The sequence below is a fragment of the Paraburkholderia sp. D15 genome (assembly GCF_029910215.1).
Lineage (GTDB): Bacteria > Pseudomonadota > Gammaproteobacteria > Burkholderiales > Burkholderiaceae > Paraburkholderia.
Genome location: NZ_CP110396.1, coordinates 1,280,888 through 1,304,939, shown reverse-complemented (window position 1 = coordinate 1,304,939; position 24,052 = coordinate 1,280,888). Strand labels below are relative to the sequence as shown.

The following is a 24,052-nucleotide window of genomic DNA, read 5'->3' as shown; positions in this document are numbered from 1 at the left end:
GCCTATAAGCAAAAACGGCTAACCGTCCAATGTTAGCCGTATCATATGATAGTTGATCGCGCAGCCTGATTGGAGGCGGTTTTTTACTGGGAACCGCAGATCGACGCGCTGCTCATCTTGCAGTGGATAGCGAATGAACTATCTCCCTGAAGATCGGGTTGGCGCCCTCTACAGATAGGCCGGGGGACAGGTCTGCGCACTGCCCGAACGACTCAACGAGTGAGCGATAAAGAGCTTCTTCTTCCTCGTCGTCTTCGTCTTCCAATTCATAGGAAGCGAGAAAGCTGGCGGCAGTCGTGTCGTCGTCGTAAGGGATTGAGAAATCAACCCCCACATCCTTCAAGTTGCGGTTCGCAGCCTTCCATGGTGCACTTCCTTTGCCAATCTGTTCAAGCGAATTCTCGGCAAACGGTGACATGTAGATTCTGAGAACGTATGCACTGTCCACTTTGATCTTGCGCTTCGTTTGCAGAGCAATGAATGAAATCACTGACTCACTTCCGGCTAGCACAAGCTCAGGGATAATCGCGTTGAAAACGTTGGTCGCCTCTGGCTCGGGCAGGGCATCAGCGGCAATATAAAGCCACTCGTAGAAATATTCCTCGCGTTCGGTCTTCCTCATGTAGCGAAGAGCGCTCAGAAGCATGTGGCGGGTTTTGAACCAGTCTTTGAATTTTTCCGTTCCCCATGGCTTCTGCGAGTAGCAAGCAGTGAGAAGGTCAAATGTGTCGTCTATGCCTTGGATATATTCTTGGGTCATACAGTCCTTAGAGCTTGCCGCCGTCCCTGTTTGAGGAAGGAGTGGTTTCCTTCACTGGCAACGCCTGGAGCTTGCCGTGCAGGTTATATGCGTTAACGGCCTGACGGAACAAATCATTAGGGTGGATATCAAGCGCTGTCTGCCCCTCCTTGTTGGCAATGTCCACCTTCATGCCTTGCGCAAGCAGGGCAGTCGCGAAAGAAGGAAACTCAGGGTCATTACCTTCATAGGTGGCGAGCACGTGTGCAGTCGTGTAGGTCTGCAACTCGTCCCCAATCAATCGTGCCGATACCTGATTGAGATCACCCCCAAGATCAATGAACTCTTCCACCTGAGCGAGAAGCTTTGCTAGGGAAACATAAGGAAGTTGATCGGCAATCCATGCTGTCAAATTATTTTGCGGCAAATCGTAGTATTCGTTGGAGACCAGAAGAAAGCCGTCCGGCTCCTCGCTCATTGCAAGCGACTCGAAAAAATCTACTCGCAAGTCTCCGTAAATCATTAGAGGGGTTGAAGAGGCGAACATAAAACCTTCGAGCTTACGAATCTTCGTCCTGAATTCTGCCGTGCTTGAAACAGTCAGATTGTCGAGCCACTTTTTCACTTCGCTTGACTTGTAGCCAATATTTTTCGGCTTCTTAATGAATTTTGGGCCGCCTCCAGTTACTCGCCACTTTTCGAGTGTATGAACAGATTCACCGATCCAGTCTGCAACTTGCTCAGTTGAAAGAACAGCATCGGTGTCCATAACACGAATTTGCTTCTCACTTTTTACGGGCTTCAGAGCTTCAATTACTGCAATCAAATCTTTTGCAGTCAAAGGAGTGTCGGGGTCAAGATTGCCCAGTTTGAAAAGCAACTCGTCTGAATTCATGCCGCTTCCTTGTTATCTTCTGTTGTTTCTGTCGTCTGCATAGCTTCTATACCTTTTTGCACAAAGAGATCTTCAACGGCTTGAAGAGCTTCCTTGATTTCGTCGTAGTGCTGCATAAGGTAGTGCTTGTTAATATCAGTTGCCTTGTGCTTGAGCAGAAAATTGATTGTTCTCTCATCAATCTTCTGAAGCCGTGCGCTCGTGCCCCACGTTCTGCGCAAATCATGGTGAGTGATGAGCTTACCGCAATTTTTAGCTATGTTGGCAAAATGGGCTTTCGCATCTTGCGTTACATGGCCGACCTTGCTGTCGTGATAGCCAAACACATAATCGTTTATCTTCTCTTTTTTGCGACGCTCCAAAATTTCCATGCCAAGCTTCGTAACGGGGAAAATATAATCAAGTGTGTTCTTGGTGGAGTAGTAGCGAACTTCCCCAAGTTCAAAGTCAACGTTTTCAAATTTAAGTGGTGCAATGTCAATGCTTCGGCCAACTTGCAGCAAGCTAAAAAGAATATAGTCACTGATCACTGGATTATGCTTTGCATATTTAAGAACCGCGCTCCACCAATCCCCGAATTCTTTCTTGCGAACATCGACAAAGTTAGTGCGTACATTCGTCGGCTTCCATTTTTTGTAAGCTTTAAGAATGTCAAAAGGGTTGTAGTAGTTTTCAGTGATTGCAAGATTCTCACGAGCAATCACAAAATTAAAAGCCGAACTCATGAATTTGAACGAGACTTGATGAGTTCTGACAATCGGAGCCAGAATATTACCCTTGACTCGGGTCGGCTTTGCACGCTCATACATTTCGAAGCGATTCAATACTTCTTCGCGTGTGATACTTCTAAAGGGTCTGTCAAGCCAGCTTGAAAGAGTAGCAGCGCCCTTAATTTTCCATTCTTTAGTCTTTTTATCTTGTTCCAGTAGTGTAAGTTCTCGTTCGTCAAAGTAATCGTATGTGTAATTGACGCTGCGAAGAGTGCCGTGACGGCCTTTCTTATTTCCTTCGATATGTTTTTCTTTGTAGGTATCGAGAACCCAACGCACGGTCTGAGTCGTATGAGTAGTAGCTTGTGCTTTCTCTTGTTTTTCTACCTGCTTCTTTTCTTTTTTAGTCTTGTTCGGATCAACACCATGGGTCAGTTCAGACAATTTTTGCGCCGCCAGCTTGCGAGCCTCGGCAACCGTGATATGCCCAAATTTGCCCAAGGTCACCCGTTTCGGCGCGCCCCCGGCAACCCGCTTATATACAATAAAGCTTTTCGAGGTTGCCCCTATTCGGATACCGAACCCATTGATATCGGTGTCCACGATGGTGATCTGTTTGCCGTCGCTGAGCGGCCAGGAGTCGATTGCCGCCTGTGTTATTTTTGCCTTCTTCGGGTAGTCAAACATGGGTTGTAGCCTCCGTGGTGGTGTAGCCTAATTCTAGGTCTAGGCTACGGTCGCGTCCATCAAAAAGGCTACGCATAGGCTACGGGAGAGTGACAAGCAACGGCAACCAATGACAAGCAGTGATTATATAATTCTCGTGAATTCAATGGGTTAGGGCGGCGTGCCTATATGGGATAAGGGGTCAAGGCTACAAAGCAGCGGACTCATAATCCGCCTCCGAAAGGACATCGTGGGTTCGAATCCCACCCGGCCCACCATGGATGTGAAAAGGGTTCCGACATATCGGAACCCTTTTTTATTGCGGGCGTGGAATCGATAATCGCGCGCGGCAATATGTCGCGTTTCAGGTGCGATTAAATCGGTCGCGTGGATTCAAACAGATTTTATTCCGCGCTTTCTATGGCCTCTTCTGGTTTGCTTCAACGTAGCTGGAAGGCGTGCGCCAGGTTGCGCAATTTGTTGTCGCGCGTGACTACATCCTGTTCCGCAAAATCTGGGCTTCTTCTCCGCGAGTGGCACGTGCATTGCTGAATGTCGGCGTCAAACCGTATCAATAACGAGAACTATCATGCGACCCGACCACACCGCTACCGACTACGTCTCTGCCCAACCGCTGCTGCCTTCGCCGCTTGACGGCATCGAAGTCATGCCGCGCAAACGGGTGCCCGCGTTGACCCGTATCACGTTCTGCTTCGCCTGGCTTTTCGGACTGGAGGCCTTCCTGACGGGCTCCGTGGACGATGTCCCGAGCTCGTTCGATTGAGTTGAGCGACGTTCGGTCGATCGCGAGCGCTGTTGCGACGGATCGAGTGGGGCGCGGGCATTGAAAGTTTCGCTGCGAAGTTGGGCAAAAACTACAGAAACGACGGGGGCGGCGCGCGTTGCGCACGATCTCCCGAATTCGCTGCGCCTTTCGCTCAAGCCACGCCCCGATGCACGATCCCGCGGGAATAGCTGTTGCGCGTCCATGATTGGGAGCTTTTTCCCGTCACTGGACGTTCATCATGCAAACCGATCCCACCGTCGATCCCTTCGCCGACCCCTCCAATCAACCGCTCGATGAACCGGGTGAGCAACCGCGTCCATTGCCCGGTGAGCCGCCCGAGGCCGATCCGCTCGCCCCTGAGTCGCCGCCGGAGAATGATGACAACTAGCTTGCCTCGCGCTTGCAGGACGGGCGCATAAGGTAAGGCTTGCCGGGAACTAGGGAAACTCCGTGTAAAAAATGGACAGTGTTCGTCGTTAAATAGAGTCGGAAGGCTGTTCGATGGTTGCCGTCCGCTCTCAGCACGGGTCTTGTCACGCGGCGGCCGGCGCCGCAGTTCACCTCCGGGCAACACCCGTGCTGGAGGCTTCCCTGTCCACGCTGCCTCGCTCGCTGTTCTGCCGTCCCCACCCAAAACGCCACGCCGCCTTTTCCTGCGTCGCCCTCTGCATCTCGATCACCGCGAAACCTGGCTCGACTACTTCGACTACACACTGCGTCCCATCATTTTCCGTCCTGCCATTTTCTTGCTGTTGATAGGCGACAAAATGGATTGAAATGACGCGACCAGATTAATCGAATTAAGTTCCCGTCTTTTTAAAATAAATGTACGGCGCGACTTAATGCAGTACCTTGTGCTGCCTCATTTTCGAGCAATATCCAAACGATTTTTCCGATTGGGTCCGACCCGATTACGTCAGCCGTATTAAAACGGTGTTGCAAACGCACAACTTTTAATATTGAGAACTTGCCATTCAGTTATGGCGGGAGCAGATGCCCTGCCTCCGTGATGTTGCGATAACTGTCTAAGAAACAACGACTTAATAGGTTGTGTGACCAGATTGTTGCGAATTTTGAAAAATCCTGTTGTGTAAATTGCGGGCTTCCCGATTAGGGTGTCCCCCTACACTCACGCTTCGTTTCAAGGGTGCCCGGCTGCCGGCCGAAATTCGGATCGGCAAAAAGGGCGGTGGCGGATGCAACGCATGCGCTGTCGAGGCAGGTCCCGCTCCCCGCGTAAATTTATCGAACAGGAGTCCCACGCATGAAAAAGAGTCTCATCGTCGTTGCGGTTGCCGCATCGTTCGCATCCGTCGCTCACGCACAAAGCAGCGTGACCCTGTATGGTTTGCTCGACGCAGGCCTGACGTACACCAGCAACGTCAACCACAACGCCAAGTACTCGGCAGGTAGCGGTGGTATCAACCAAAGCATGTTCGGTCTGCGCGGTTCGGAAGATCTGGGCGGCGGTCTGAAGGCAATCTTCACGTTGGAAAGCGGCTTCAACGTCAACAACGGCAAGTTCGCTAACAACAACGGCATGTTCAACCGTCAAGCGTTCGTCGGTCTGTCGAGCCAGCAATTCGGTACGGTCACGCTGGGTCGTCAATACGACGCGGCACAAGACTACCTGGCACCGCTGACCGCGACGGGCAGCTGGGGTGGTACGTACTTCGCTCACCCGTTCAACAACGACAACCTGAGCACCAACGGCGGCTTCGCGGTTAACAACTCGATCAAGTACTCGAGCGCTAACTACGCAGGCTTCACGTTCGGCGGCACGTACGGCTTCTCGAACCAGGCTGGCGCATTCGCAAACAACCGTGAATACAGCGTCGGTGCTGCATACCAGTGGCAAGGCCTGCACCTGGGTGCTGCATACGCACAGCAAAACAACCCGGGCGCAACGAACGGTGCTGGCACGGCAAGCAACGGCGGCGCGTCGGACGGCTCGCTGCTGGGTCTGGGCGGCAACTTCCGTCAACGTGAGTTCGGCGCAGCAGGCTCGTACGCATTCGGCCCGGCAACCGTCGGTCTGGCATGGACGCAATCGCGCATCGACAACGTTCTGGGTGGTGCACAATCGCTGCGCGCCAACAACTACGAAGTCAACGGCAAGTACAACCTGACGCCGGCAATGAGCCTGGGCGTTGCTTACACGTTCACGGACGGCAAGGGCTACGGCTTCGCAACGAACGGCGGTTCGGATTCGGTCCGTTACCACCAGATCGGCGTGCAAGCTGACTACTCGCTGTCGCGTCGTACGGACGTCTACGCTCAAGCCGTGTACCAGCACGCAATGGGCGACAGCAACGCAGTTGCTTCGATCTACAGCGGCGACAACTCGCAACTGCCGTCGTCGTCGAAGAACCAGACGGCTGCTACGGTCGGTCTGCGTCACCGCTTCTAAGCTTCAGCAGAAGCCTGACCTTGTTGTAGAAAAAGGTGCCGTTCGCGGCACCTTTTTTTATGCGCGCAATTTCTGGAAGAACAAAAAGCGGCATTTCAATTGCACATTTATCGCACGATAAATCGTTGCCGTTTCTGACAATTGCACACGTTTATCTAACAAGAATTAACGGTCGCGCAAGCGGGCATGCGTTAGTCTGAAGTCCATCCATCGACAGACTTATTTTCGCGGCCACGTCTTCAAGCCGGGCCGCGAGTGCGCGTTTCCACTGCATGAAACCTTCCGCTTCAGACCCGTTGCCTCAATCGCCCGTCATTCACGATCTCACCGACGATCAATGGCATCGCATCGTGCCGTTGTTGCCTGAAATGAAGGACCATGGCCCGCGCCGAGGGCGTCCGAGCATCGATATTCGTCGCGTGGTGAATAGCGTGATGTGGGTGTTGCGCACGCGTGCGCCGTGGAGCGCGATGCCTGAGCGCTACGCGCCGTATCAGACCGCGCATCGCTACTATTTGCGGTGGAGAAAATCAGGGGTGTTGGCGGATATCGCGTTTGCGCTGTTTGGCACGGATGCGATGCTCGATCGTCCGCTGTCGCGCAAGAACGATATCGGAACCGCGTAGATCGCGATCGACGCGACCCACGCGCTTAGGCATTCGTCCTTCAGACGGCGCTATGCCGGCTGTTCGACCTTGAACACCGCCACCGCATGCCGTAGGCGCTCGGTCTGTTCATCGAGCGAGCCGGCCGCGGCGGCTGCCTGCTCGACGAGCGCCGCATTGCGTTGCGTGACGTCGTCCATCTGGCGGATCGCGAGATTCACCTCGCCGATGCCCGAACTCTGCTCCTTCGACGCCGCCGAAATTTCGTTCATGATCGCCGTCACGCGGCGCACCGCATCGACCACTTCGCCGATCGTGCTGCCGGCCCGGCCGGCCAGCGTCGAACCTTCGCCGACCTGCGCGACCGACTGGTCGATCAGCACCTTGATCTCCTTGGCCGCCGTCGCGCTGCGCTGCGCGAGGTTGCGCACCTCGCCGGCGACGACCGCGAAACCGCGACCCTCTTCGCCGGCGCGTGCGGCTTCGACCGCGGCGTTCAGCGCGAGAATATTGGTCTGAAACGCAATTCCTTCGATCACGCTGATGATCTCGCCGATCTTGCGCGAACTATCGGAAATGCCGGCCATTTTCTCGACCACGTCGTTGACCACCTGGCCACCGCGCGCGGCGATGTTCGACGCGTCCGCCGCGAGTTCCGAGGCGGTGGCCGCATTGTCGGCATTCTGCGTGACGGTCTTGGTGAGCTCGTCCATGCTGGCGGCGGTCTGTTGCAGCGACGCGGCCTGTTCCTCGGTGCGGCTCGAGAGATCGAGGTTGCCCGCCGCGATTTCCTTCGATGCCACCGTGATCGTTTCAGCGGAGTTCTTGATCCGCCCGATGGTGGCGGCGAGCTGATTGCGCATTTCGCGCAGCGAATACAGCAGGCTCGACGTATCGTCGCGGCGCAGATCGATGTGCGTGGCGAGATCGCCGCGGGCGATCTGCATCGCGATGGTCGCAGCCGTCACGGGTTCGCCGCCGATCGAGCGCGATACGCTGCGTACCACGCGCGATGCGACGAACGACACCAGCACGCCGAGCACGATCAACATGCCGGCCGAACGCTCGAGCGTCGTATAGAACTGCGCCTGGATGTCGTCCATGTAGGCGCCGGCGATGAAGTCCCAGCCCCACGGAGCAAAGCGCTTCACGTAGCCGATCTTTTCGCTCGGGGTGGTTTCGCCGGGTTTCGGCCACCAATATCCCAGGTAGCCGGCACCAGACGCCGACCCACCCGCCCGCGCGATGTCGCTGTAAAGCGCGTTGCCCTTGGCATCGCGGAAACCGCTCATGTCCTTGCCATTGAGCTTCGGACTCATCGGATGATCGACCATGACGGAGTCGCTGCGCACGATCGTCACGTAGCCGGAGGCACCGTAGCGCTGTGCATTGACGCGGGCGATAGCCTGCTGTTTCGCGTCATCGACGGAGAACTTGCCGGCCTCGGCCTGCTTCGCGTAGTCCGCGACGATCGATAGCGCCATGTCCGTCACGTCGGCGAGGTCGGCGCGCCGTGCGTCCATCTGGGCGTTACGTGCGTCGAACGCATTGACAACGGTTACGATCAACAGCGCAACCCAGCACAACAGCAACGGCACCCACAGTTTCTGTTTCAGTGTCAGACGGTTCATTATCGGATTCGACGATACGTTGGGCTCGGAATAGGGATGGGCTGCAATCTGCGTTGCATGAATCGCATAACGGCTGCTTCAGCGCTTTCTTTATTTGTTTCTGCTGAAAATTTAAGCGAGCAACAGAAAGGCCGCGTGTGGCGGCCTTGACGAGGGTGGGTCAAGCGAAGACGCTAAATCAACGAGCGGTGCGGCGCCGGGTGTCGCCTCGCCGAGTGTTAATTCAAATCTGTTCCCGCCCGAACGCGGCCAAACGATCCAGATCGAGCACGTCGATCTGGTTATAGGAGAGCTGCAAGATCCCCAGTTTTTCGAGGTTTTGCAACGCCTGATTGATTCTTTGTCGCGAAACGCCGGCCAACAGGCCGACTTCTTCCTGCGAAATCGCGAGTGTGCGGCCAGTGTCGGGATAAAGATCGGGATTGAACAATTGTGCGAGCGACTGGGCGACGCGCGCATCCACGTCCAGCAAGCGGCTGTTTTGGATCGACGCGATGAATTCGCCCATCCGGTTATTCAACTGGCGAATCACGAAGCCGGTGAACGGCAGGCTCGACTCCAGCAATGCATGGAACGTGGCCGACGGCACGAACATCACGAGCGATGGCTGGATCGTGGCGACGTCGTACTTGCGCAGTTCGCGCTTGATCACGCTACCTTCGCCGAACCAGCCGCCGGGCGGCACGCCCGACAGCGTGCAACTGCGCCCGGACGCGTTATAGATGGCGAGCTTGATCAGCCCGGAATGCACGCCGATCCAGTAATGCGACGGCTCCTGGCGGCGCGCGACCCATGCGCCGCCCTCCAGCCGCTCGGCGTGCGAGTTCGCGAGCACCAGCGCCTGATGGCCGGCAGCGAGCGCGCGAAACCAGGCGCAGGTGTCGAACAGCGCGGGCAATGCGTCCCGGGGAATCCGTTCGGCGCGTGGCGAGCGGGCATCTGCGGGAACCGGGAGCGTGGCGTCGTTCATGAGTGGCGTTGGGTGTCGCGGATAGAGAATCAAACCTCAGGGCGAACCACTCTGTCATTTGAATGACAGACAGTTCACCATGGGCGTTGCTAGGCTTGCTCACCAATCAGAATAATCGACGGGGCGCCCGGCGCCTCAGGAGACGATGCGATGAAGCACATGTTCGAAGAAGGCCTCGAGCGGCGTGAGGCCAACTATGTCCCGCTGACGCCGATCGATTTCATCGTGCGTGCAGCGGAAGTCTACGGTGAGCGGCCAGCGGTCGTCCACGGGGAGATTCGCCGCAACTGGCGCGAGACGTATGAGCGCGCGCGGCGTCTGGCCAGCGCGTTAAGGCAGGCTGGTGTCGAGCGGGGCGACACGGTGGCCGCGTTGCTGCCCAATATTCCTCCGATGGTGGAAGCACACTTCGGCGTGCCGATGGCCGGCGCCGTTCTCAACACGTTGAATACGCGGCTCGACGTGTCGTCGCTGCTGTTCATGCTGCGTCATGGCGAGGCGAAGGCGTTGATCGTCGATACGGAATACGGCGAGCTTGCGCACCGTGCCGCGCTGGAGTTTCCCGACCTGCGCGTGATCAGCGTGGCCGACGCGATGCCGGCGGACCCGGCGAAGTTCATTCGCGCGACGGACTACGAGGCGTTTCTGCAAACGGGCGATCCCGCGTTCGCGTGGACGATGCCCGCCGACGAATGGGATGCGATCGCGCTGAACTACACGTCCGGCACGACTGGCGATCCGAAGGGCGTGGTCTATCACCATCGTGGCGCGTATCTGAATGCGCTGAGCAATATCCTCGAATGGGATATGCCGAAGCACGCGGTCTACCTGTGGACTTTGCCGCTGTTCCATTGCAACGGCTGGTGTTTCCCATGGACGGTCGCCGCGCGCGCGGGCGTGAATGTCTGTCTGCGCAAGTTCGACGCGAAGACGGTGTTCGATCTGATTCGCCGCGAGAACATCACGCATTATTGCGGCGCGCCGATCGTGCAGAGCGCGCTCGCCAACGCGCCGGCCGAATGGCGCGAGGGTATTACGCATCGCGTGTCGACGATGGTCGCAGGCGCCGCGCCGCCGCCCGCCGTGATCGCGAAGATGAAGGAGATCGGTTTCGATCTGACGCACGTGTACGGCTTGACCGAAACCTATGGACCCGCGGCGGTGTGCGCAAAACAGGAATCATGGGAAGCACTCGACGACGCCGCGCGCGCCGAACTGAACGCACGCCAGGGCGTGCGCTACCACCTGCAGGCCGCGGTCACCGTGCTCGATCCGGACACCCTCGCTCCCGTACCCGACGACGGCGAGACGCTCGGCGAAATCATGTTTCGCGGCAACATCTGCATGAAGGGCTATCTGAAGAACGAGCGCGCGACAGAAGCGTCGTTCCGCGGCGGCTGGTTCCACACTGGCGATCTCGGTGTACGGATGCCCGACGGCTACATTCGCATTCGCGATCGCAGCAAGGACATCATCATCTCGGGCGGCGAGAACATTTCGAGTATCGAAGTCGAAGACACGCTGTACCGGCATCCCGCCGTTTCGGTGGCGGCCGTGGTTGCCATGGCCGATCCGAAATGGGGCGAAGTACCGTGTGCGTTCGTCGAACTCAAGGAAGGCGTCTTGGTGAGCGAAGAAGAAATCATCGCGCACTGCCGGCTGTTTCTCGCAGGCTACAAGTTGCCGAAGGCGGTGCGCTTCGGCGAATTACCGAAGACGTCGACGGGGAAAATCCAGAAGTTCGAATTGCGCGCGCGGATCAAGGCCGAAAGTGGCGAATAGCGCACGCTCGTTGTGCGGGCCGTCGCGCGCTCAATGCGTACCTGAGCGCGGACTTTAGCGCAGACTCAACCACGCGTATCGACCCATTCATGTGCCCAATGTGCCGAGTGACGCAGAGCCTGTTCTTCGTTCGGGAAGTAGTCGAGCGAATAGAACTGATAGCGTCCCTCTGCGCGCGCGCTGTTCGCGCGTTCGAGCAACAGGTTGGATGAGAACGTACCGTCGGGCAAACGATGCGCCGAAGGCTGGATGGCATAGCCGTTGTAATGATGTAAATGTTTGGTTTGCATTTTATTTTTAATGATTGTTCGAGTGCGCGCCGGCCATGCGAACGCCAATGCGTGTCGCGCGGACGAGCTGATTCAAGCCATTGCGAGCCGAATTCTGACGCAGTCGGAAAACGAAAAATGGGCGTTGAAGCCGGAGGGGAGAATGAGGTGCAACGAGGCGTTTGGCGCTTTGGCGAACTGCTGAACTTATCGTGCAGCTCTAAAGCGGGCGCGCCAACTGTGGGAGACCAGGCTCCGCGAGGATGTCGCTGCAGCCCGATGTCCGTTGCCGGACACCAGGCCCTTCAAACTTACAGCGGCGTGATGTTTGCCGCTTGCAGACCCTTCGGGCCTTGCTTCGTTTCGAAGCTCACCTTCTGATTCTCAGCCAGCGTCTTGAAGCCATTGCCGCTGATTTCGGAGAAGTGCGCGAACAGGTCGTCGCCGCCCTTGTCCGGGGTGATGAAGCCAAAGCCCTTGCTGTCGTTGAACCACTTAACGGTACCGGTATCCATGAGGAATCCTTGAGTAGAAATAGAAAAATGAAATGCTCAGTTGAAGAGCGGGCGAAGCATCAAGGAGGGAGAGGACAACGAATACCGCTGAGGGAGCGAGACATTGATGAACAGCAATCGAACTTCTTGAACTTCGGGCGCAACAGTAACCGCCAGGGTGTGCTGGCGTCAACACCTAACTTGTAACTGTTTTGAGGCGCGCCCGGCGGACGGCGCGTTGAATTGCACTGTAGAGCACGCTGGTTGGGCCGCAGCGATGCGGCCCTCGTGATTTGTCTGCGCTTAGATGCCCACTTTGTGGGCCGTGAGAATCAGCCGAAGACCGAGCGCGGCAACGGCGGTCGCAGCCACGCGATCGATCCACGCTTTCCACTGCAGATAGATTTCGCGTGGACGCTTGCTCGAAAAGCACAGCGCGACGACGGTGTACCAGCCGGCTTCGATCGTGAAGATCGCGGGCGGCAACGCGAAATAGGACCACAGCGGCGGATGCTGCGGCAGCAGCGCGGCGAAGATACTGCCGTAATAGACGGCGGTTTTCGGATTGCTGAGTTGCGTGCTCAAACCGACCCAGAACGATTTGCCCGGACGGGTTGTGGCGCTTTGCGCGGCGTCGAACGCGAGCGGTTGAGCCGCGCCGCGCCAGATTTTCGATGCGAGGTAAACCAGATAGAGGCCGCCCGCTATTTTCAAACCGACGTAAAGCCATTCGACGGTAGCAAGCAGCGTGTACAGCCCAAGCAAGGCGATGCCGCTAAAGAACACGCCGCCGACTCCCATGCCGAGCGCGGTAGCAAGCCCGTCGATGCGCGACAGTCCAATAGCATTGCGTGCGACGATCACGAAGCTCGGCCCGGGACTCATTGCGCCGAGCAGCAGCGCGGCGAGAATGGTGACGATGGCTGTTGACGCTTGCATGGTTTTTTCTCCAGTGGGTGGATAGGTGTGCGTGTTTCATGCGTCGGCGGAACTTCGCCCAATGGTCGGACTCAGAGCGATTTCCTGTTGGCGCTTATTGTAAGCGGGCGCGCAGGCTTCCATTCGAGCGAATAAAAATGAATGGCGTGCGGACATCGCCTGTCGTTCGTTCACTGCTGCAGACCGAAGAACTTGGATGCTAGAATTCTTCTCCATAGTCGTGATTTCGAATTGCGCATGGCCATTTGAATCACACCCAGGCTTCGTGTTGTTTAGCGAAGCCTTTTGATTATCCAATTCGGGCAATACCAGCCTCGACACCGATAGTGATGAAAGAGCGAGAAGGACAAATGCTGCTCGACCTCGACGGCAATACGCGCGAGCGTTTGATCGTCTGGATTCGCCGGCGCATGGACGAGTACGGCATCACGCTTGAAGCGCTCGCCGAATCGATCGAAGCCGACGCGAATGCGGTTCGCGAGGTGCGCTACCGCGATGCATTCGGCAATACGTGGGACGGTTACGGCGACAAACCCGATTGGCTCGCGCGGGCCATCTGGGCCGGGCAGAGCATCGATCATTTCCGTTGCTGACGAGATCGAACGGAACTCACTGGAAGCTGAATGTCGTACTGCTGTCGTCGTCTTTTGTCCGTATTTCCCGCTAGTCGTTTTCCCGTGTGGCTCCGCTGCATCGCGGTGTTCGGTCTGCTGTGGCTGAACGTCGGCGGGTCGTTCGGAGCGGTGCATGAGCCCGCGTCTGCGCGGCAGTCGTCGGCACGGTTCGTTCGCGTGAGCCGGCACGTTGCGCCGGCAGCGAAGCGCACATCGAAAGCGAAAGCGCATTCTTCCGGACACGCGAAAAAGACCACGACAGGCAAGGCGAGGCGCCGTGTCGCGCATAAGCGCAAGCTGCAGACGAGCTTCGAGCGGCCCATGCATGTGAGTCAACTCAAGACGAAACATCGCCGGCAGATGGCGCGTAATGCGCGCGAACCGCGCGCCGGCCGGCGGCCCGCGAATGCGGCCGCGCAGCGCCACGCGCGAACCGTGACGGCAGCGCGAGCGAATGCACACTCGCCTGCACACGCACCACTTCGTTTACTGGCGCGCTGCGGCTATACGCCGAAGTCGCGAGCGTTGCTCCGCGCCAAAGCCGTCTACGTGGTGGACGAACGAACGCAGACCGTGCTCGCCGAAAAGCAGGCTGAGCGGATCATGCCGATCGCTTCGGTATCCAAACTGATGACGGCAGTCGTGTCGCTCGATACGCAACACGCGCTGAACGCCCCGCTCGACGTCACGGATCAGGATCGGGATTACGACAAGTTCACCGGTTCGCGCTTGAGCGTCGGTTCGAGACTGTCGCGCCACGACATGCTGCATATCGCGTTGATGTCATCCGAGAATCGTGCCGCTGCCGCGCTGAGTCGCGATTACGCGGGCGGCCGACCAAGCTTCGTCGCGGCGATGAACGCGAAGGCGCGCGTGCTCGGAATGCGGAATACGTCGTTCGTCAACGGGACGGGACTGTCGCCGGCCAATGTGTCGACGGCACGCGATCTGTCGCGGCTGGTCGCGGCGGCCAGTCGCTATCCGTTGATTCGCGCTTATTCGACCGATCGCGCGCAGGTGGTTCGCCCAGGCGGCCGCCACGCGCAACTGAGTTACGTGAATTCGAATGCGCTCGTGCGAGGCGGCGACCGTTCGATCGTGCTGCAGAAAACGGGCTTCATCAACGAGGCTGGGCACTGTGTGGTGGTGCGCATGATGGTGCACGGACGTCCGGTGGACATCGTGGTGCTCGGTGCGCCCGGCCCGCACGATCACATCGCCGACGTGGCGCGCATCAGCCGCTGGCTGCGATGTTCGTTGCGGTAAACGTTTTCAGCGATCAGGCGCGCGCGGGGAACACGGAGAAACTGGAGAACGCTGCGCCGACGCGGACAAAAAAAAGCCCGCGCGGGGCGGGCTTAACTACTCGGAGTTTCGCGATCCAGTCGCAAACCGGATCAAGCGCAGTGTATTTGAAAGCTGGATGAAAGTGTAGGAAATCTTTATTAAAGGTCGAAAAACACCGTTTCCCGATCGCCCTGCATGTGGATATCGAAGCGGTACACATTCGCCGTATCCGGCTCGCGACGCGCGATCAGCGTGTCGCGCCGTTCCGCCGGAACCGCCGCCAGCACGGCGTCGCGGCTGTTCGCGCCGGTTTCGTCCTCGAAATAGATCCGTGTGAAGGTGTGCAACAGCATGCCGCGCATCGTCAGGATCACGTTCAGGTGCGGCGCTTCGTCCTGGCTCACACGCCCTGGTTTGATGGTCTCCACGATAAAACGCTTGTGCGGGTCGGTGCCGGTGCCGACCCGCGCAAAGCCGCGAAAACCCGTCTTCACGATGTCCTCGCGCGATTCGGGAAAGCGTCCGTCCGCATCGACCTGCGACACTTCCAGCATCGCATCGCCGATCACCGTGCCGTCGCCGTCGAACACCTGGCCGACGATCGTGATGTGCTCGCCCGCGGCCTCGCGGTCGGCTAGCACGGGCGTGAAAAGACTTCTGAAGTCGAAGTCGTACTGCTGCGGGCACAGACCGTACGCGAAATAAGGTCCGACCGTTTGCGAAGGTGTTTGCTTGAGCGTGGTCATGGTTTAGCGCTCCATCGGCGTTTCGTTGCGGCCGCGCAGCACGATGTCGAAGTCGTAACCGAGCGCATAGGCTTCCTGCGTGGTGTCGAACGAGAAGTTCGCGATCAGACGGTCGCGCGCGTGCTCCGGCGTGCCCTGGAAAATCGGGTCGAACGCGAGCAGCGGGTCGCCTGGGAAATACATCTGCGTGACGAGACGCGAGCCGAAGTGATCGCCGAACAGCGAGAAATGAATATGGTTAGGCCGCCATGCGTTCGGATGATTGCCCCACGGATACGCGCCCGGCTTGATCGTCAGAAAACGGTAGCGGCCGTCGTTGTCGGTGATGCAGCGGCCCGCGCCGAGGAAGTTTGGGTCGAGCGGCGCGTCGTGCTGATCCGCCTTGTGCACGTAGCGGCCGGCGGCATTCGCCTGCCAGATTTCCACCAGCGTATTGCGCACCGGGCGCCCGCCCTCGTCGAGCACGCGGCCCGTCACGATGATGCGTTCGCCGAGCGGTTCGCCATTGCGCACGGCGTTGCGCGTCAGGTCGTGGTCGAGCGCTCCGAGGTCAGCCGTGCCGTAGACCGGAACGCGCTGGTCGCGCAGCTTTTCCTTCAGCGGAATCAGCGGCAGCGTGGGACCGCGTTTGACCGACGAGCCGTAGCCGGGAGAGAGGTAGTCGGGGTGGGACGCGAAGTCGCGCGCGCTGAGAAAGGACTCGTCCATCGGTGTCTCCTTCGGGGCAATGTGGGAATGGCGTTGTGGGGGAGACTTTAGCCGTCGCAAGCGGTTATGAAAAATGACGTTTTCGCACTTTTCGTATAACCTGAGGTTATGCAACGCAGCCTCGCGGATAGCCGCGTCAAATTCCGTCATCTCCAGTGCTTTCTGGCCGTCGCGCAGTTCGGCAGCGTCCAGCGGGCGGCCGATAGTTTGTCCATCACTCAGCCCGCGGTATCGAAGACGGTCGCCGAACTCGAAGCGATTCTCGGCGTGAAGCTGTTCGAGCGTGGCCGTCACGGCGCCGTGCCGACCCGCGAGGGGCAGCTCTTCATGCCGCACGCGAACGCCTGCGTGAGCGCATTGCGTCAGGGCGTCGATCTGCTCGCGCGCGCCGAAGGCGCGGTCGCGGCGACGCTGGAAATCGGCATTCTGCCGACCGTCGCCGCCGCGTTGATGCCGCCGGTGCTGGAGCGGATTTCGGCGCTGTGGCCGCGCGTGATCGTGCGTCTCGCGACCGGGGCGAATCCGGAATTGCTCGAGCGGCTGAAAGCGGGGACGATCGAATTCGCGATCGGGCGGCTGGCCGATCCCGAGCGGATGGTGGGGCTCAGTTTCGAGCAACTGTTCAGCGAACCGTTGATTGCGGTCGTGCGTGCCGGGCATTCGCTGGCGCTCGGACCGGGTTTGCCCGCCAGCGCTCTGGAAGATTTTCTTGTGGTGCTGCCGCCGTTCGGTACGCTGATCCGGCAGTCGGCGGAGAGTTTGTTGAGCGCGTGGGGCGTACCGCCGTTGTCGGCGTTCGTCGAGGTGTTGTCGGTTTCCACGGGGCGTGCGTTGACGTTGGAAAACGGCGCGGTGTGGTTCGTGCCGCAGAGCGCGGTCGAGTACGAGCTGGCGCGAGGCATGCTGGTGCGGTTGCCGTTACCGTTCGCCGGCACGGATGAACCGGTGGGTTTGATCCGGCGTTCGGATACACAGCCGTCGCCGGTCGGGCAGGCGTTTATCGAAGCGGTGCGCGGCGTCGCGCAGCAGCGCATGACGGCGATGCCTGCTTCTAATGGAAGCGGCTCGCGCAGGCGGGGGCGGGCGAAGACGGCAAAGGGTTGAGGCGCCTTGATCCGCTAGCGGCAGGCTCAAGCGGCTCAAGCGGTTCAAGCGGCGCCAGCGGCTTGTGGCAAGCAGTTGGCAACGCGCGGGAAGCCGCAAACTGAAACTCGCAAGCGCCACAACAGCCAGTCAGGCGTTTTGCTCAATGTGAACCATTTGGTACAAAATGACGGTTGCGATGCACCCGTGACCCGGTGTACAAACACGGTGCAAAAACCTGCAGAAAACCCCGCTGCAGACAAACCTGCAAACGGCGCCACGCCTCGAAAGACCGCACAAGGAGATTGCCATGCCCAGCGACCTGCCCACTCCAGACGCCGCGCTGCGCGCCGTGTCGGTGCCTGAGCACAATCCGCTCGGCACGGCCGGCCTGGAATTCGTCGAGTTCGCCGCGCGCGATCCGCAGGCGCTCGGCGAGACCTTCGCGCGACTTGGCTTCAACGCCGTCGCGCGGCATATCAGCAAAAACGTCACGCTGTACCGGCAGGGTGAAATGCAGTTCCTGATCAACGCCGAGCCGGATTCGTTCGCCGCGCGTTACGCCGAGGAATACGGCGCGGGCATCTGCGCGATCGGCATTCGGGTGGCGGACGCGCAGCGGGCGTTCGACCGCGCGATCGAGCTGGGCGCATGGGAATTCGAGGGCGAACGGATCGGCCAGGGCGAACTGCTGATTCCGGCGATCCAGGGCATCGGCGATTCGCACATCTATTTCATCGACCGGTGGCGCGGGCGCGCCGGACAACAAGGCGCCGCCGGCGGCACGTCGATCTTCGACATCGATTTCCGGCCGCTCGACCCCGCCGCGAGCCCCGACCCGGCTCACAAGGGCACCGGGACCGGCCTCGTCGCGGTCGATCACCTGACGCAAACGGTCGGCGAAGGCCGCATGCAGGAATGGCTCGATTTCTATCGCGACCTGCTCAACTTCCGCGAGATTCACGAGTTGCACGCGAACTGGCATGTGTCGGCCGAATCGCGCGTGATGGTGTCGCCGTGCGGCGCGATCCGCGTGCCCTTGTACGAGGAAGGCACGCGCCGGACCAACCTGATGCACGACTATCTGCCGGACCATCCCGGCGAGGGCGTGCAGCACATCGCGCTGGCCACCGACGACATCTTCGCGTGCGTCGAGCAGTTGCTCGCGAACGGCGTCGAGTTCGTCGAACCGCCGTCGCGTTACTACGATCAACTCGACGCGCGTCTACCGGGCCACGGACTCGACGTCGCGCGTCTCAAGCGCACGCACGTTTTGGTGGATGGCGAAATCGGCGCGGACGGCATACCGCAGTTGTTCCTTCAGACGTTCGTGCGGCGCCGTACCGGCGAGATTTTCTTCGAGATCGTTCAGCGCCAGGGGCACCATGGTTTCGGCGAAGGTAACCTGAGCGCGTTGGCGCAGGCGCGCGAGTCGCAAACCGGCGCGTGAATCGCTCACCCGTCAACGCACGACCGCCTCAGTCACCCCCGCGATTCCCACCTGCCAACCCGGGATTCCCCGCGCTATACGCAGCCGCTTCATGCAGCAACCACTCGCGGAAACTCGCGAGCGGTTTCCCGTGACTCAACTCGGTCGGATAAACGAGGTAATACGCCGAATCGGCAAGCGCGGGCACATCGAGCGGCACGACGAGGCCCAGTTGATCGAGCTGCGCATCGACGAAAAAGCGCGGCACCAGCGCGATGCCGAGCCCGGCCGCTGCCGCGCTGATCAGCATCGTGTGGAGTTCGTAGCGCACGCCCTGCATGGTGCGGTTGTCGTCGACGCCGAGGTTCGCGAACCACGCCGCCCATCCGTCGGGCCGCGTGGTGGAGTGCAGCAGCGGGTAGTCGAGCAGATCGGCGGCGTGTTTCACCGGATGCGTCAGCAGACTCGCCGCGCACACCGGCACGACCTCTTCGCTGAACAGAAAATCCGCCGACGTCCCCGGCCACGTCGGCTTGCCGTAGTGGATCGCCGCTTCGAAATGCGTGTCGGCGAACGGGAATGTGCCGGTGCGCACGCCCATGTTCACGCGCACGTCAGGATATTGCGCATTGAACGCCGCGAGCCGTGGAATCAGCCATTGCGACGCGAAAGTCGGCAGCACCGCGAGTTCGAGATAACCGCCGCCACTGCCGTGCGCGATGATCGACAGCGTGTCGCGATCGAGCTGTTCCAGCGAGCGCCGCACCTGCGCGCTATACACCTTGCCCGCCTTCGTCAGCACCACGCGTTGCTTGACGCGCACGAACAGCCGCACGCCGAGATTGCTCTCCAGCGTATTGATCTGCCGCGATACCGCGCTTTCCGTGAGGAACAGTTCGCGCGCCGCATACGTGAAGCTCTCGTGCCGCGCGGCGGCTTCGAACGCGAGCAGCGCGCCCATGTTGGGGATCTTGAACTTTCGCACGTTGATTCCAAAAACGCATCAAGTGGCGATTTTATCTCGCTTTACGGGAGCTTCGCGATTTTTGAATAATCATGCCTTCCAGTCTGCGGTGGTACGCGCCGTGCGCCTATCTGCAGACCTCATCGGCGCGTCGGCGAACGCGCGATGCCCCACTCGAAGCCCGATACAGAACCGATATGCGAAACATCAAGAATGCTAATGTCGAACAATTGCTGCTGAAGCTGCTCGGCGCCGACACCACCTTGCGGCTGTTCGCCACGCTGAACCATCCGCGGATTCTGAACGAGTGGGAAGAGGGCAGCGTCACGCGCGCCGAACTCGCGCAGGCGATGAACATGGCGTTGTTCGAGGATTTGCTGGCGCGCTCGCCGAACGGCCGCCGCTATACGGACGAAACGATCGCCGCCGGCGGCAGCGTGTATTTCGATCACGGCGCGCTGCGTACGGTGCGCTGGCCGCACAGCGGCGCGCTGCCGACCGGCGAGGCGGCGTTCGCGCGCATTCTGCGTCCGCTTGGCTTCAGCATCAACGGCCGCTATCCGCTCGACCGGTTGGGCATGACCGGCCGCGCGTGGGCGCACGACGACGCGCCGGATGAGATCTCGCAATTCTTCGTCAGCGAGTTGCATCCCGAGCGTTTTTCGGCGGCGTTCCAGCAGGCGGTGACGAACGTGATCGGCGCGTCGCGCGATCCGTTGACGCCGCGCGCGGCAGGCTTGCTGTGGGAACTCGAACGCGACGGCGTGTTGCCGCTCGACGCGGCGCACGAATTGCTGCCGGTGATCGTCGGTGCGTTCGCGCGTCAGCACGAGACGCCCCGCGAAGCCGATTACGAAGTATTGTTGAAGGAGTCGGCGGAAATGGCGTGGATCGCCACCGAAGGCAATGCGTTCAATCACGCCACCGATCGCGTCGCGGACGTCTTCAAGCTGTCCGACGACGAGAAGGCCAAGGGCCGTCCGATGAAGCCGGAAGTGGAGCGCTCGCGCTCCGGTCGCGTGTTCCAGACCGCGTATCGTGCGGACATCGTGCGGCGCGAATTCGTCGCGGCGGACGGCGGCACGGTGACGCGCGAGGTGCCGGGTTCGTTCTACGAGTTCATCACGCGCAAGCGCACGTTCGATCAGGACGCGCGCCGTTGGGAAACGGATCTGCGCTTCGACGCCGGCAACGCGCAAGGCATCTTCAAGATGACCGCGAGCCAGGCTGCGTAAGCGCCGCACGCGACAGACGAGGAAACACCGTGAATGAAGCGCAAGACGCGGACATGAGCGCATCGAACGAGGCCGTGCCGCGCACGGCTCACGCACGGCGCGCGCCTGCCACGCCGTTCAGGCGCACCGCCGCCGTGATGCAGGCGCTCGAGGCGGATCTGCGCAGTCACGTGCGCGGCGAAGTGCGCTTCGATCAAGGCTCGAAAGCGCTGTACGCATCCGATGCGTCGAACTACCGGCAAGTGCCGCTCGGCGTCGTGGTGCCGGCGGATGTCGACGATCTGCTGGCCACGCTCGCCGCGTGCCGCCGCAACGACGTGCCATTTCTGCCGCGCGGCGGCGGCACGTCGCAGAACGGCCAGTGCGTGAACGTCGCGGTCGTGGCCGATGCGAGCAAGTACGTGAACCGCGTGGTGTCGATCGATCCGGTTGCGGGCACGGCGATCGTCGAGCCGGGCGTGGTTTGCGACACCTTGCGCGATGCCGCCGAACGACATGGCCTCACCTTCGCCCCCGATCCCGCCACACACAGCCGCTGCACGCTTGGCGGCATGATCGCCAATAACTCGTGCGGCGCGCATTCGGTGATGGCGGGCAAGACCGTGGAGAATGTCGAGGCGCTGGAAATCGCAACCTTCGACGGTGCGCGTTTCTGGGTCGGCCCCACCGCCGACGACGAACTCGAACGCATCATCGCGGCCGGTGGCCGTCAGGGCGAAATCTACGCGGCGCTGCGGCAGTTGCGCGACACCTACGCCGAACAGATCCGCGCGAAATTTCCGCGCATCAAGCGACGCGTGTCGGGCTTCAATCTCGATCAACTGCTGCCCGAAAACTGCTTTAACGTCGCGCGTGCGCTGGTGGGCACCGAGGGCACCTGCGCGGTGACCTTGCAGGCCAAGGTGCGTCTCGTGAAGAGTCCGGCGAAGCGCGTGATCGTCGTGGTCGGCTTCACCGACATCTACACCGCGGCGGATGCCGTGCCGCATTTCATGCGCTGCGAGCCGATCGCGATCGAGGGACTCGATCGCGCGATCATTCGCGGTCTGCAGGCGCGTGGTCTGAAGAAGGACGAGATCGCGTTGCTGCCGCCCGGCGACGCATGGGTCGTGCTCGAATTCGGCGCGGATACGCAAGAGGCGGTGTTGCGCCAGGCGCGCGATGCCGCCGCGTATTTCTCGTCGGGCGAAGCAGGGCCGAACGTATCGGCAATGCTCGTCGACGATCGCGCGATGCAGGCGAAGGTGTGGTCGATTCGCGAGACGGGCGCGTCGGCGGTGGCTTTGTCGGTGGACGACGGCACGCCCGATCCGGTGGTCGGCTGGGAAGATGCGGCGGTCGATCCGCTGCGCCTGGGCGACTATCTGCGCGCGTTTCAGGCGCTGGTGGACCGCTATGGCTACGAGACGAGTCTCTATGGTCATTTCGGCGACGGCTGCGTGCACGCGCGCATCACCTTCGATCTGCGCAGCGCGGCGGGCGTGGCGACGTGGCGCAATTTTCTGCGCGAAGCGGCGGAGCTGGTGGTCGAATTCGGCGGCTCGCTGTCGGGCGAACACGGCGACGGCCAGGCCAAGGCCGAGTTTCTGCCGATCATGTACGGCCCCGAACTGATGCAGGCGATGGAGCAGTTCAAGGCGATCTGGGACCCGGCCAACCGGCTGAATCCGGGCAAGGTCGTGCATGCCTATCGCGCCGACGAAAATCTGCGGATGGGCCCGGCCTACAAACCGGTGACCCTGCAAACGAAGCTCACGTTCGCGAGCGCCGAGGGCGAAGGGTTCCAGCGCGAGATCGAGCGCTGCATCGGCATGGGCAAGTGCCGCTCGCTCGATGGCGGCACGATGTGCCCGAGCTATCGCGCCACGCGCGAGGAACGCTATTCGACGCGCGGCCGCGCGCATCTGTTCTGGGAGATGCTGCAAGGCGACGTGATCGCCGACGGCTGGCAGAGCCGCGAGGTCAAGGACGCGCTCGATACCTGCCTCGCGTGCAAGGGCTGCAAATCCGATTGCCCGACGCATACGGACATGGCGTCGTACAAAGCCGAGTTTTTATCGCACTATCACGAGACGCATCGGCGTCCGCGGCAGGCGTGGTTCATGGGTCGCATCGGCGAGTGGGCGCCGTGGGCCGCGCGCTTTCCGCGCTTGACCAATTTCATGACGTCCGCGCCGGGGGTGTCGTCGTTCGGCAAGTGGATCGCGGGCGTTGCGCAGACGCGTGAGCTGCCGCGTTTCGCGACCACCACGTATCGGCAGATGGCCAGGCGTGCGTCGCCCGTGTCGAGCGCAACGCGTAGCGATGCGGGCAAAAAGGTCATTCTCTGGATCGACACGTTCAACGATCACTTCACGCCCGACGTCGCGCAAGCCGCCGTGGATGTATTGACCCGACTCGGCTGGCACGTGGTGCTGCCGAAGCGGCGCCTGTGCTGCGGACGCCCGCTCTACGATTTCGGCTTGCTCGAACGCGCGCGTGAACTGCTCACGCATATCGTCGACGATCTCGCGGACGACATCGCCGCCGGTGTCCCGGTGGTCGGTCTCGAACCCGGCTGTCTGTCGGTGTTCAAGGACGAGTTGCTGAAGCAGCTTCCCGGTCACGCGCTGGCGAAGCAACTGTCCGCGCAAACGTTCCTGTTTTCGGATTTCGTCGCGCGTCAGCCGTTCGAATGGCCGACGCTCGCCGCCGACGTGATCGTGCACGGCCATTGCCATCAGAAGGCGCTATTCGGCATGCAGGGCGATGCAGCGTTGCTGAACAAACTCGGCGTGACATGGAAACTGCTCGACACGGGGTGCTGCGGGATGGCCGGCTCGTTCGGCTTCAATGCCGCGCATCGCGATCTGTCGGAGAAGATCGGCGAGAACACCCTGTTTCCCGCCGTGCGCGACGCGTGCTCGGCGAATGCGGAGACGATCGTCTTGACCAACGGTTTCAGTTGCCGCGAGCAGATCGAACAGGGGACCGGGCAGCACACGCTCCATATCGCGCAACTCGCGCAGCGTGCGTTGGCGGCGGCGCGGGAAGGCGCGAGCGTGTGAAAGTGTGAAAGGGTGAACGTGGATGTCGCGGCGGAGTGATGC

The 24,052-nt window shown here is 60.2% G+C and carries 22 protein-coding genes; 11 read left to right on the top strand and 11 right to left on the bottom strand.

Annotation, left to right across the window (positions count from 1 at the left end; all coding sequences use genetic code 11):
• Positions 1 to 112: 112 nt before the first annotated feature.
• Genes LFL96_RS25650 through LFL96_RS25640 form a run of 3 tightly spaced genes read right to left on the bottom strand, consistent with a single transcriptional unit; the run spans position 113 to position 3,031 of the window.
• Positions 113 to 760, bottom strand: coding sequence for a hypothetical protein (locus LFL96_RS25650; RefSeq protein ID WP_281003498.1), 648 nt, complete (start codon positions 758 to 760; stop codon positions 113 to 115).
• Between the two features lie 7 nt (positions 761 to 767).
• The gene (locus LFL96_RS25645; protein WP_281003497.1) at positions 768 to 1,634 is read right to left on the bottom strand and encodes a hypothetical protein; all 867 of its coding nucleotides are present in this window, start codon (positions 1,632 to 1,634) and stop codon (positions 768 to 770) included.
• Positions 1,631 to 3,031, bottom strand: coding sequence for an integrase family protein (locus LFL96_RS25640; RefSeq protein ID WP_281003496.1), 1,401 nt, complete (start codon positions 3,029 to 3,031; stop codon positions 1,631 to 1,633). The genes LFL96_RS25645 and LFL96_RS25640 overlap by 4 nt, the downstream gene beginning before the upstream one ends.
• A 568-nt stretch (positions 3,032 to 3,599) precedes the next feature.
• Between LFL96_RS25640 and LFL96_RS25635 the strand changes: the two genes are divergently transcribed.
• The 4 genes from LFL96_RS25635 to LFL96_RS25620 all read left to right on the top strand — a co-directional run bounded on the left by LFL96_RS25635 (position 3,600) and on the right by LFL96_RS25620 (position 6,833).
• Positions 3,600 to 3,794, top strand: a complete 195-nt coding sequence (locus tag LFL96_RS25635) for a hypothetical protein (RefSeq protein ID WP_281003495.1) — start codon at positions 3,600 to 3,602, stop codon at positions 3,792 to 3,794.
• A 241-nt stretch (positions 3,795 to 4,035) separates the two neighbouring features.
• Positions 4,036 to 4,185: a hypothetical protein gene (locus tag LFL96_RS25630; RefSeq protein WP_281003494.1), complete on the top strand. Its 150-nt coding sequence runs from the start codon at positions 4,036 to 4,038 to the stop codon at positions 4,183 to 4,185.
• Positions 4,186 to 5,061: 876 nt separating this feature from the next.
• Entirely contained in the window at positions 5,062 to 6,207 is a 1,146-nt protein-coding gene (locus LFL96_RS25625; protein WP_281003493.1) for a porin, read from the top strand.
• A 296-nt stretch (positions 6,208 to 6,503) separates the two neighbouring features.
• Positions 6,504 to 6,833: a transposase gene (locus tag LFL96_RS25620; RefSeq protein ID WP_281003492.1), complete on the top strand. Its 330-nt coding sequence runs from the start codon at positions 6,504 to 6,506 to the stop codon at positions 6,831 to 6,833.
• Between the two features lie 50 nt (positions 6,834 to 6,883).
• Here LFL96_RS25620 and LFL96_RS25615 read toward each other — a convergent pair whose 3' ends face one another.
• Together LFL96_RS25615 and LFL96_RS25610 are read right to left on the bottom strand one after the other, a co-directional pair.
• Positions 6,884 to 8,443: a methyl-accepting chemotaxis protein gene (locus tag LFL96_RS25615; RefSeq protein WP_281003491.1), complete on the bottom strand. Its 1,560-nt coding sequence runs from the start codon at positions 8,441 to 8,443 to the stop codon at positions 6,884 to 6,886.
• Between the two features lie 223 nt (positions 8,444 to 8,666).
• Entirely contained in the window at positions 8,667 to 9,413 is a 747-nt protein-coding gene (locus tag LFL96_RS25610) for a Crp/Fnr family transcriptional regulator (RefSeq protein ID WP_281003490.1), read from the bottom strand.
• A 150-nt stretch (positions 9,414 to 9,563) separates the two neighbouring features.
• On the opposite strand from LFL96_RS25610, the gene LFL96_RS25605 reads away from it, so the two are divergent.
• Positions 9,564 to 11,195 (top strand): acyl-CoA synthetase, encoded by a 1,632-nt coding sequence (locus tag LFL96_RS25605; RefSeq protein WP_281003489.1) that lies wholly within the window; start codon positions 9,564 to 9,566, stop codon positions 11,193 to 11,195.
• Between the two features lie 65 nt (positions 11,196 to 11,260).
• Here LFL96_RS25605 and LFL96_RS25600 read toward each other — a convergent pair whose 3' ends face one another.
• The 3 genes from LFL96_RS25600 to LFL96_RS25590 all read right to left on the bottom strand — a co-directional run bounded on the left by LFL96_RS25600 (position 11,261) and on the right by LFL96_RS25590 (position 12,897).
• The gene (locus tag LFL96_RS25600) at positions 11,261 to 11,485 is read right to left on the bottom strand and encodes a hypothetical protein (protein WP_281003488.1); all 225 of its coding nucleotides are present in this window, start codon (positions 11,483 to 11,485) and stop codon (positions 11,261 to 11,263) included.
• 290 nt (positions 11,486 to 11,775) lie between these two features.
• A complete protein-coding gene (locus tag LFL96_RS25595) occupies positions 11,776 to 11,979 on the bottom strand; it encodes a cold-shock protein (RefSeq protein ID WP_006047703.1) in 204 nt (67 codons plus the stop codon).
• A 282-nt stretch (positions 11,980 to 12,261) separates the two neighbouring features.
• Positions 12,262 to 12,897 carry a LysE family transporter gene (locus LFL96_RS25590; RefSeq protein ID WP_281003487.1) on the bottom strand — a complete coding sequence of 212 codons (636 nt, stop codon included), beginning with the start codon at positions 12,895 to 12,897 and terminating at the stop codon, positions 12,262 to 12,264.
• Positions 12,898 to 13,226: 329 nt separating this feature from the next.
• Here LFL96_RS25590 and LFL96_RS25585 point away from each other — a divergent pair, with 329 nt between their 5' ends.
• Both LFL96_RS25585 and LFL96_RS25580 read left to right on the top strand, forming a co-directional pair.
• A complete protein-coding gene (locus LFL96_RS25585; RefSeq protein WP_281003486.1) occupies positions 13,227 to 13,490 on the top strand; it encodes an H-NS family nucleoid-associated regulatory protein in 264 nt (87 codons plus the stop codon).
• Positions 13,491 to 13,520: 30 nt separating this feature from the next.
• On the top strand, positions 13,521 to 14,777 hold the full coding sequence (locus LFL96_RS25580) for a serine hydrolase (RefSeq protein ID WP_281003485.1): 1,257 nt from the start codon (positions 13,521 to 13,523) through the stop codon (positions 14,775 to 14,777).
• A gap of 179 nt (positions 14,778 to 14,956) precedes the next feature.
• Here LFL96_RS25580 and pcaG read toward each other — a convergent pair whose 3' ends face one another.
• Together pcaG and pcaH are read right to left on the bottom strand one after the other, a co-directional pair.
• Positions 14,957 to 15,544, bottom strand: coding sequence for a protocatechuate 3,4-dioxygenase subunit alpha (gene pcaG, locus LFL96_RS25575; protein WP_281003484.1), 588 nt, complete (start codon positions 15,542 to 15,544; stop codon positions 14,957 to 14,959).
• Positions 15,545 to 15,547: 3 nt separating this feature from the next.
• Positions 15,548 to 16,252: a protocatechuate 3,4-dioxygenase subunit beta gene (gene pcaH / locus LFL96_RS25570; RefSeq protein ID WP_281003482.1), complete on the bottom strand. Its 705-nt coding sequence runs from the start codon at positions 16,250 to 16,252 to the stop codon at positions 15,548 to 15,550.
• A gap of 108 nt (positions 16,253 to 16,360) precedes the next feature.
• Here pcaH and pcaQ point away from each other — a divergent pair, with 108 nt between their 5' ends.
• Positions 16,361 to 17,356, top strand: a complete 996-nt coding sequence (gene pcaQ, locus LFL96_RS25565) for a pca operon transcription factor PcaQ (RefSeq protein WP_281003481.1) — start codon at positions 16,361 to 16,363, stop codon at positions 17,354 to 17,356.
• Between the two features lie 289 nt (positions 17,357 to 17,645).
• Entirely contained in the window at positions 17,646 to 18,785 is a 1,140-nt protein-coding gene (locus LFL96_RS25560; protein ID WP_281003480.1) for a VOC family protein, read from the top strand.
• A gap of 28 nt (positions 18,786 to 18,813) precedes the next feature.
• Here LFL96_RS25560 and LFL96_RS25555 read toward each other — a convergent pair whose 3' ends face one another.
• Entirely contained in the window at positions 18,814 to 19,749 is a 936-nt protein-coding gene (locus tag LFL96_RS25555) for a LysR substrate-binding domain-containing protein (RefSeq protein WP_281003479.1), read from the bottom strand.
• A gap of 176 nt (positions 19,750 to 19,925) precedes the next feature.
• Here LFL96_RS25555 and LFL96_RS25550 point away from each other — a divergent pair, with 176 nt between their 5' ends.
• Positions 19,926 to 20,963, top strand: a complete 1,038-nt coding sequence (locus LFL96_RS25550; protein WP_281003478.1) for a DUF1338 domain-containing protein — start codon at positions 19,926 to 19,928, stop codon at positions 20,961 to 20,963.
• A gap of 137 nt (positions 20,964 to 21,100) precedes the next feature.
• Complete coding sequence (locus LFL96_RS25545; protein ID WP_281003864.1) at positions 21,101 to 24,010, top strand: FAD-binding and (Fe-S)-binding domain-containing protein; 2,910 nt, start codon at positions 21,101 to 21,103, stop codon at positions 24,008 to 24,010.
• Positions 24,011 to 24,052: the final 42 nt, after the last annotated feature.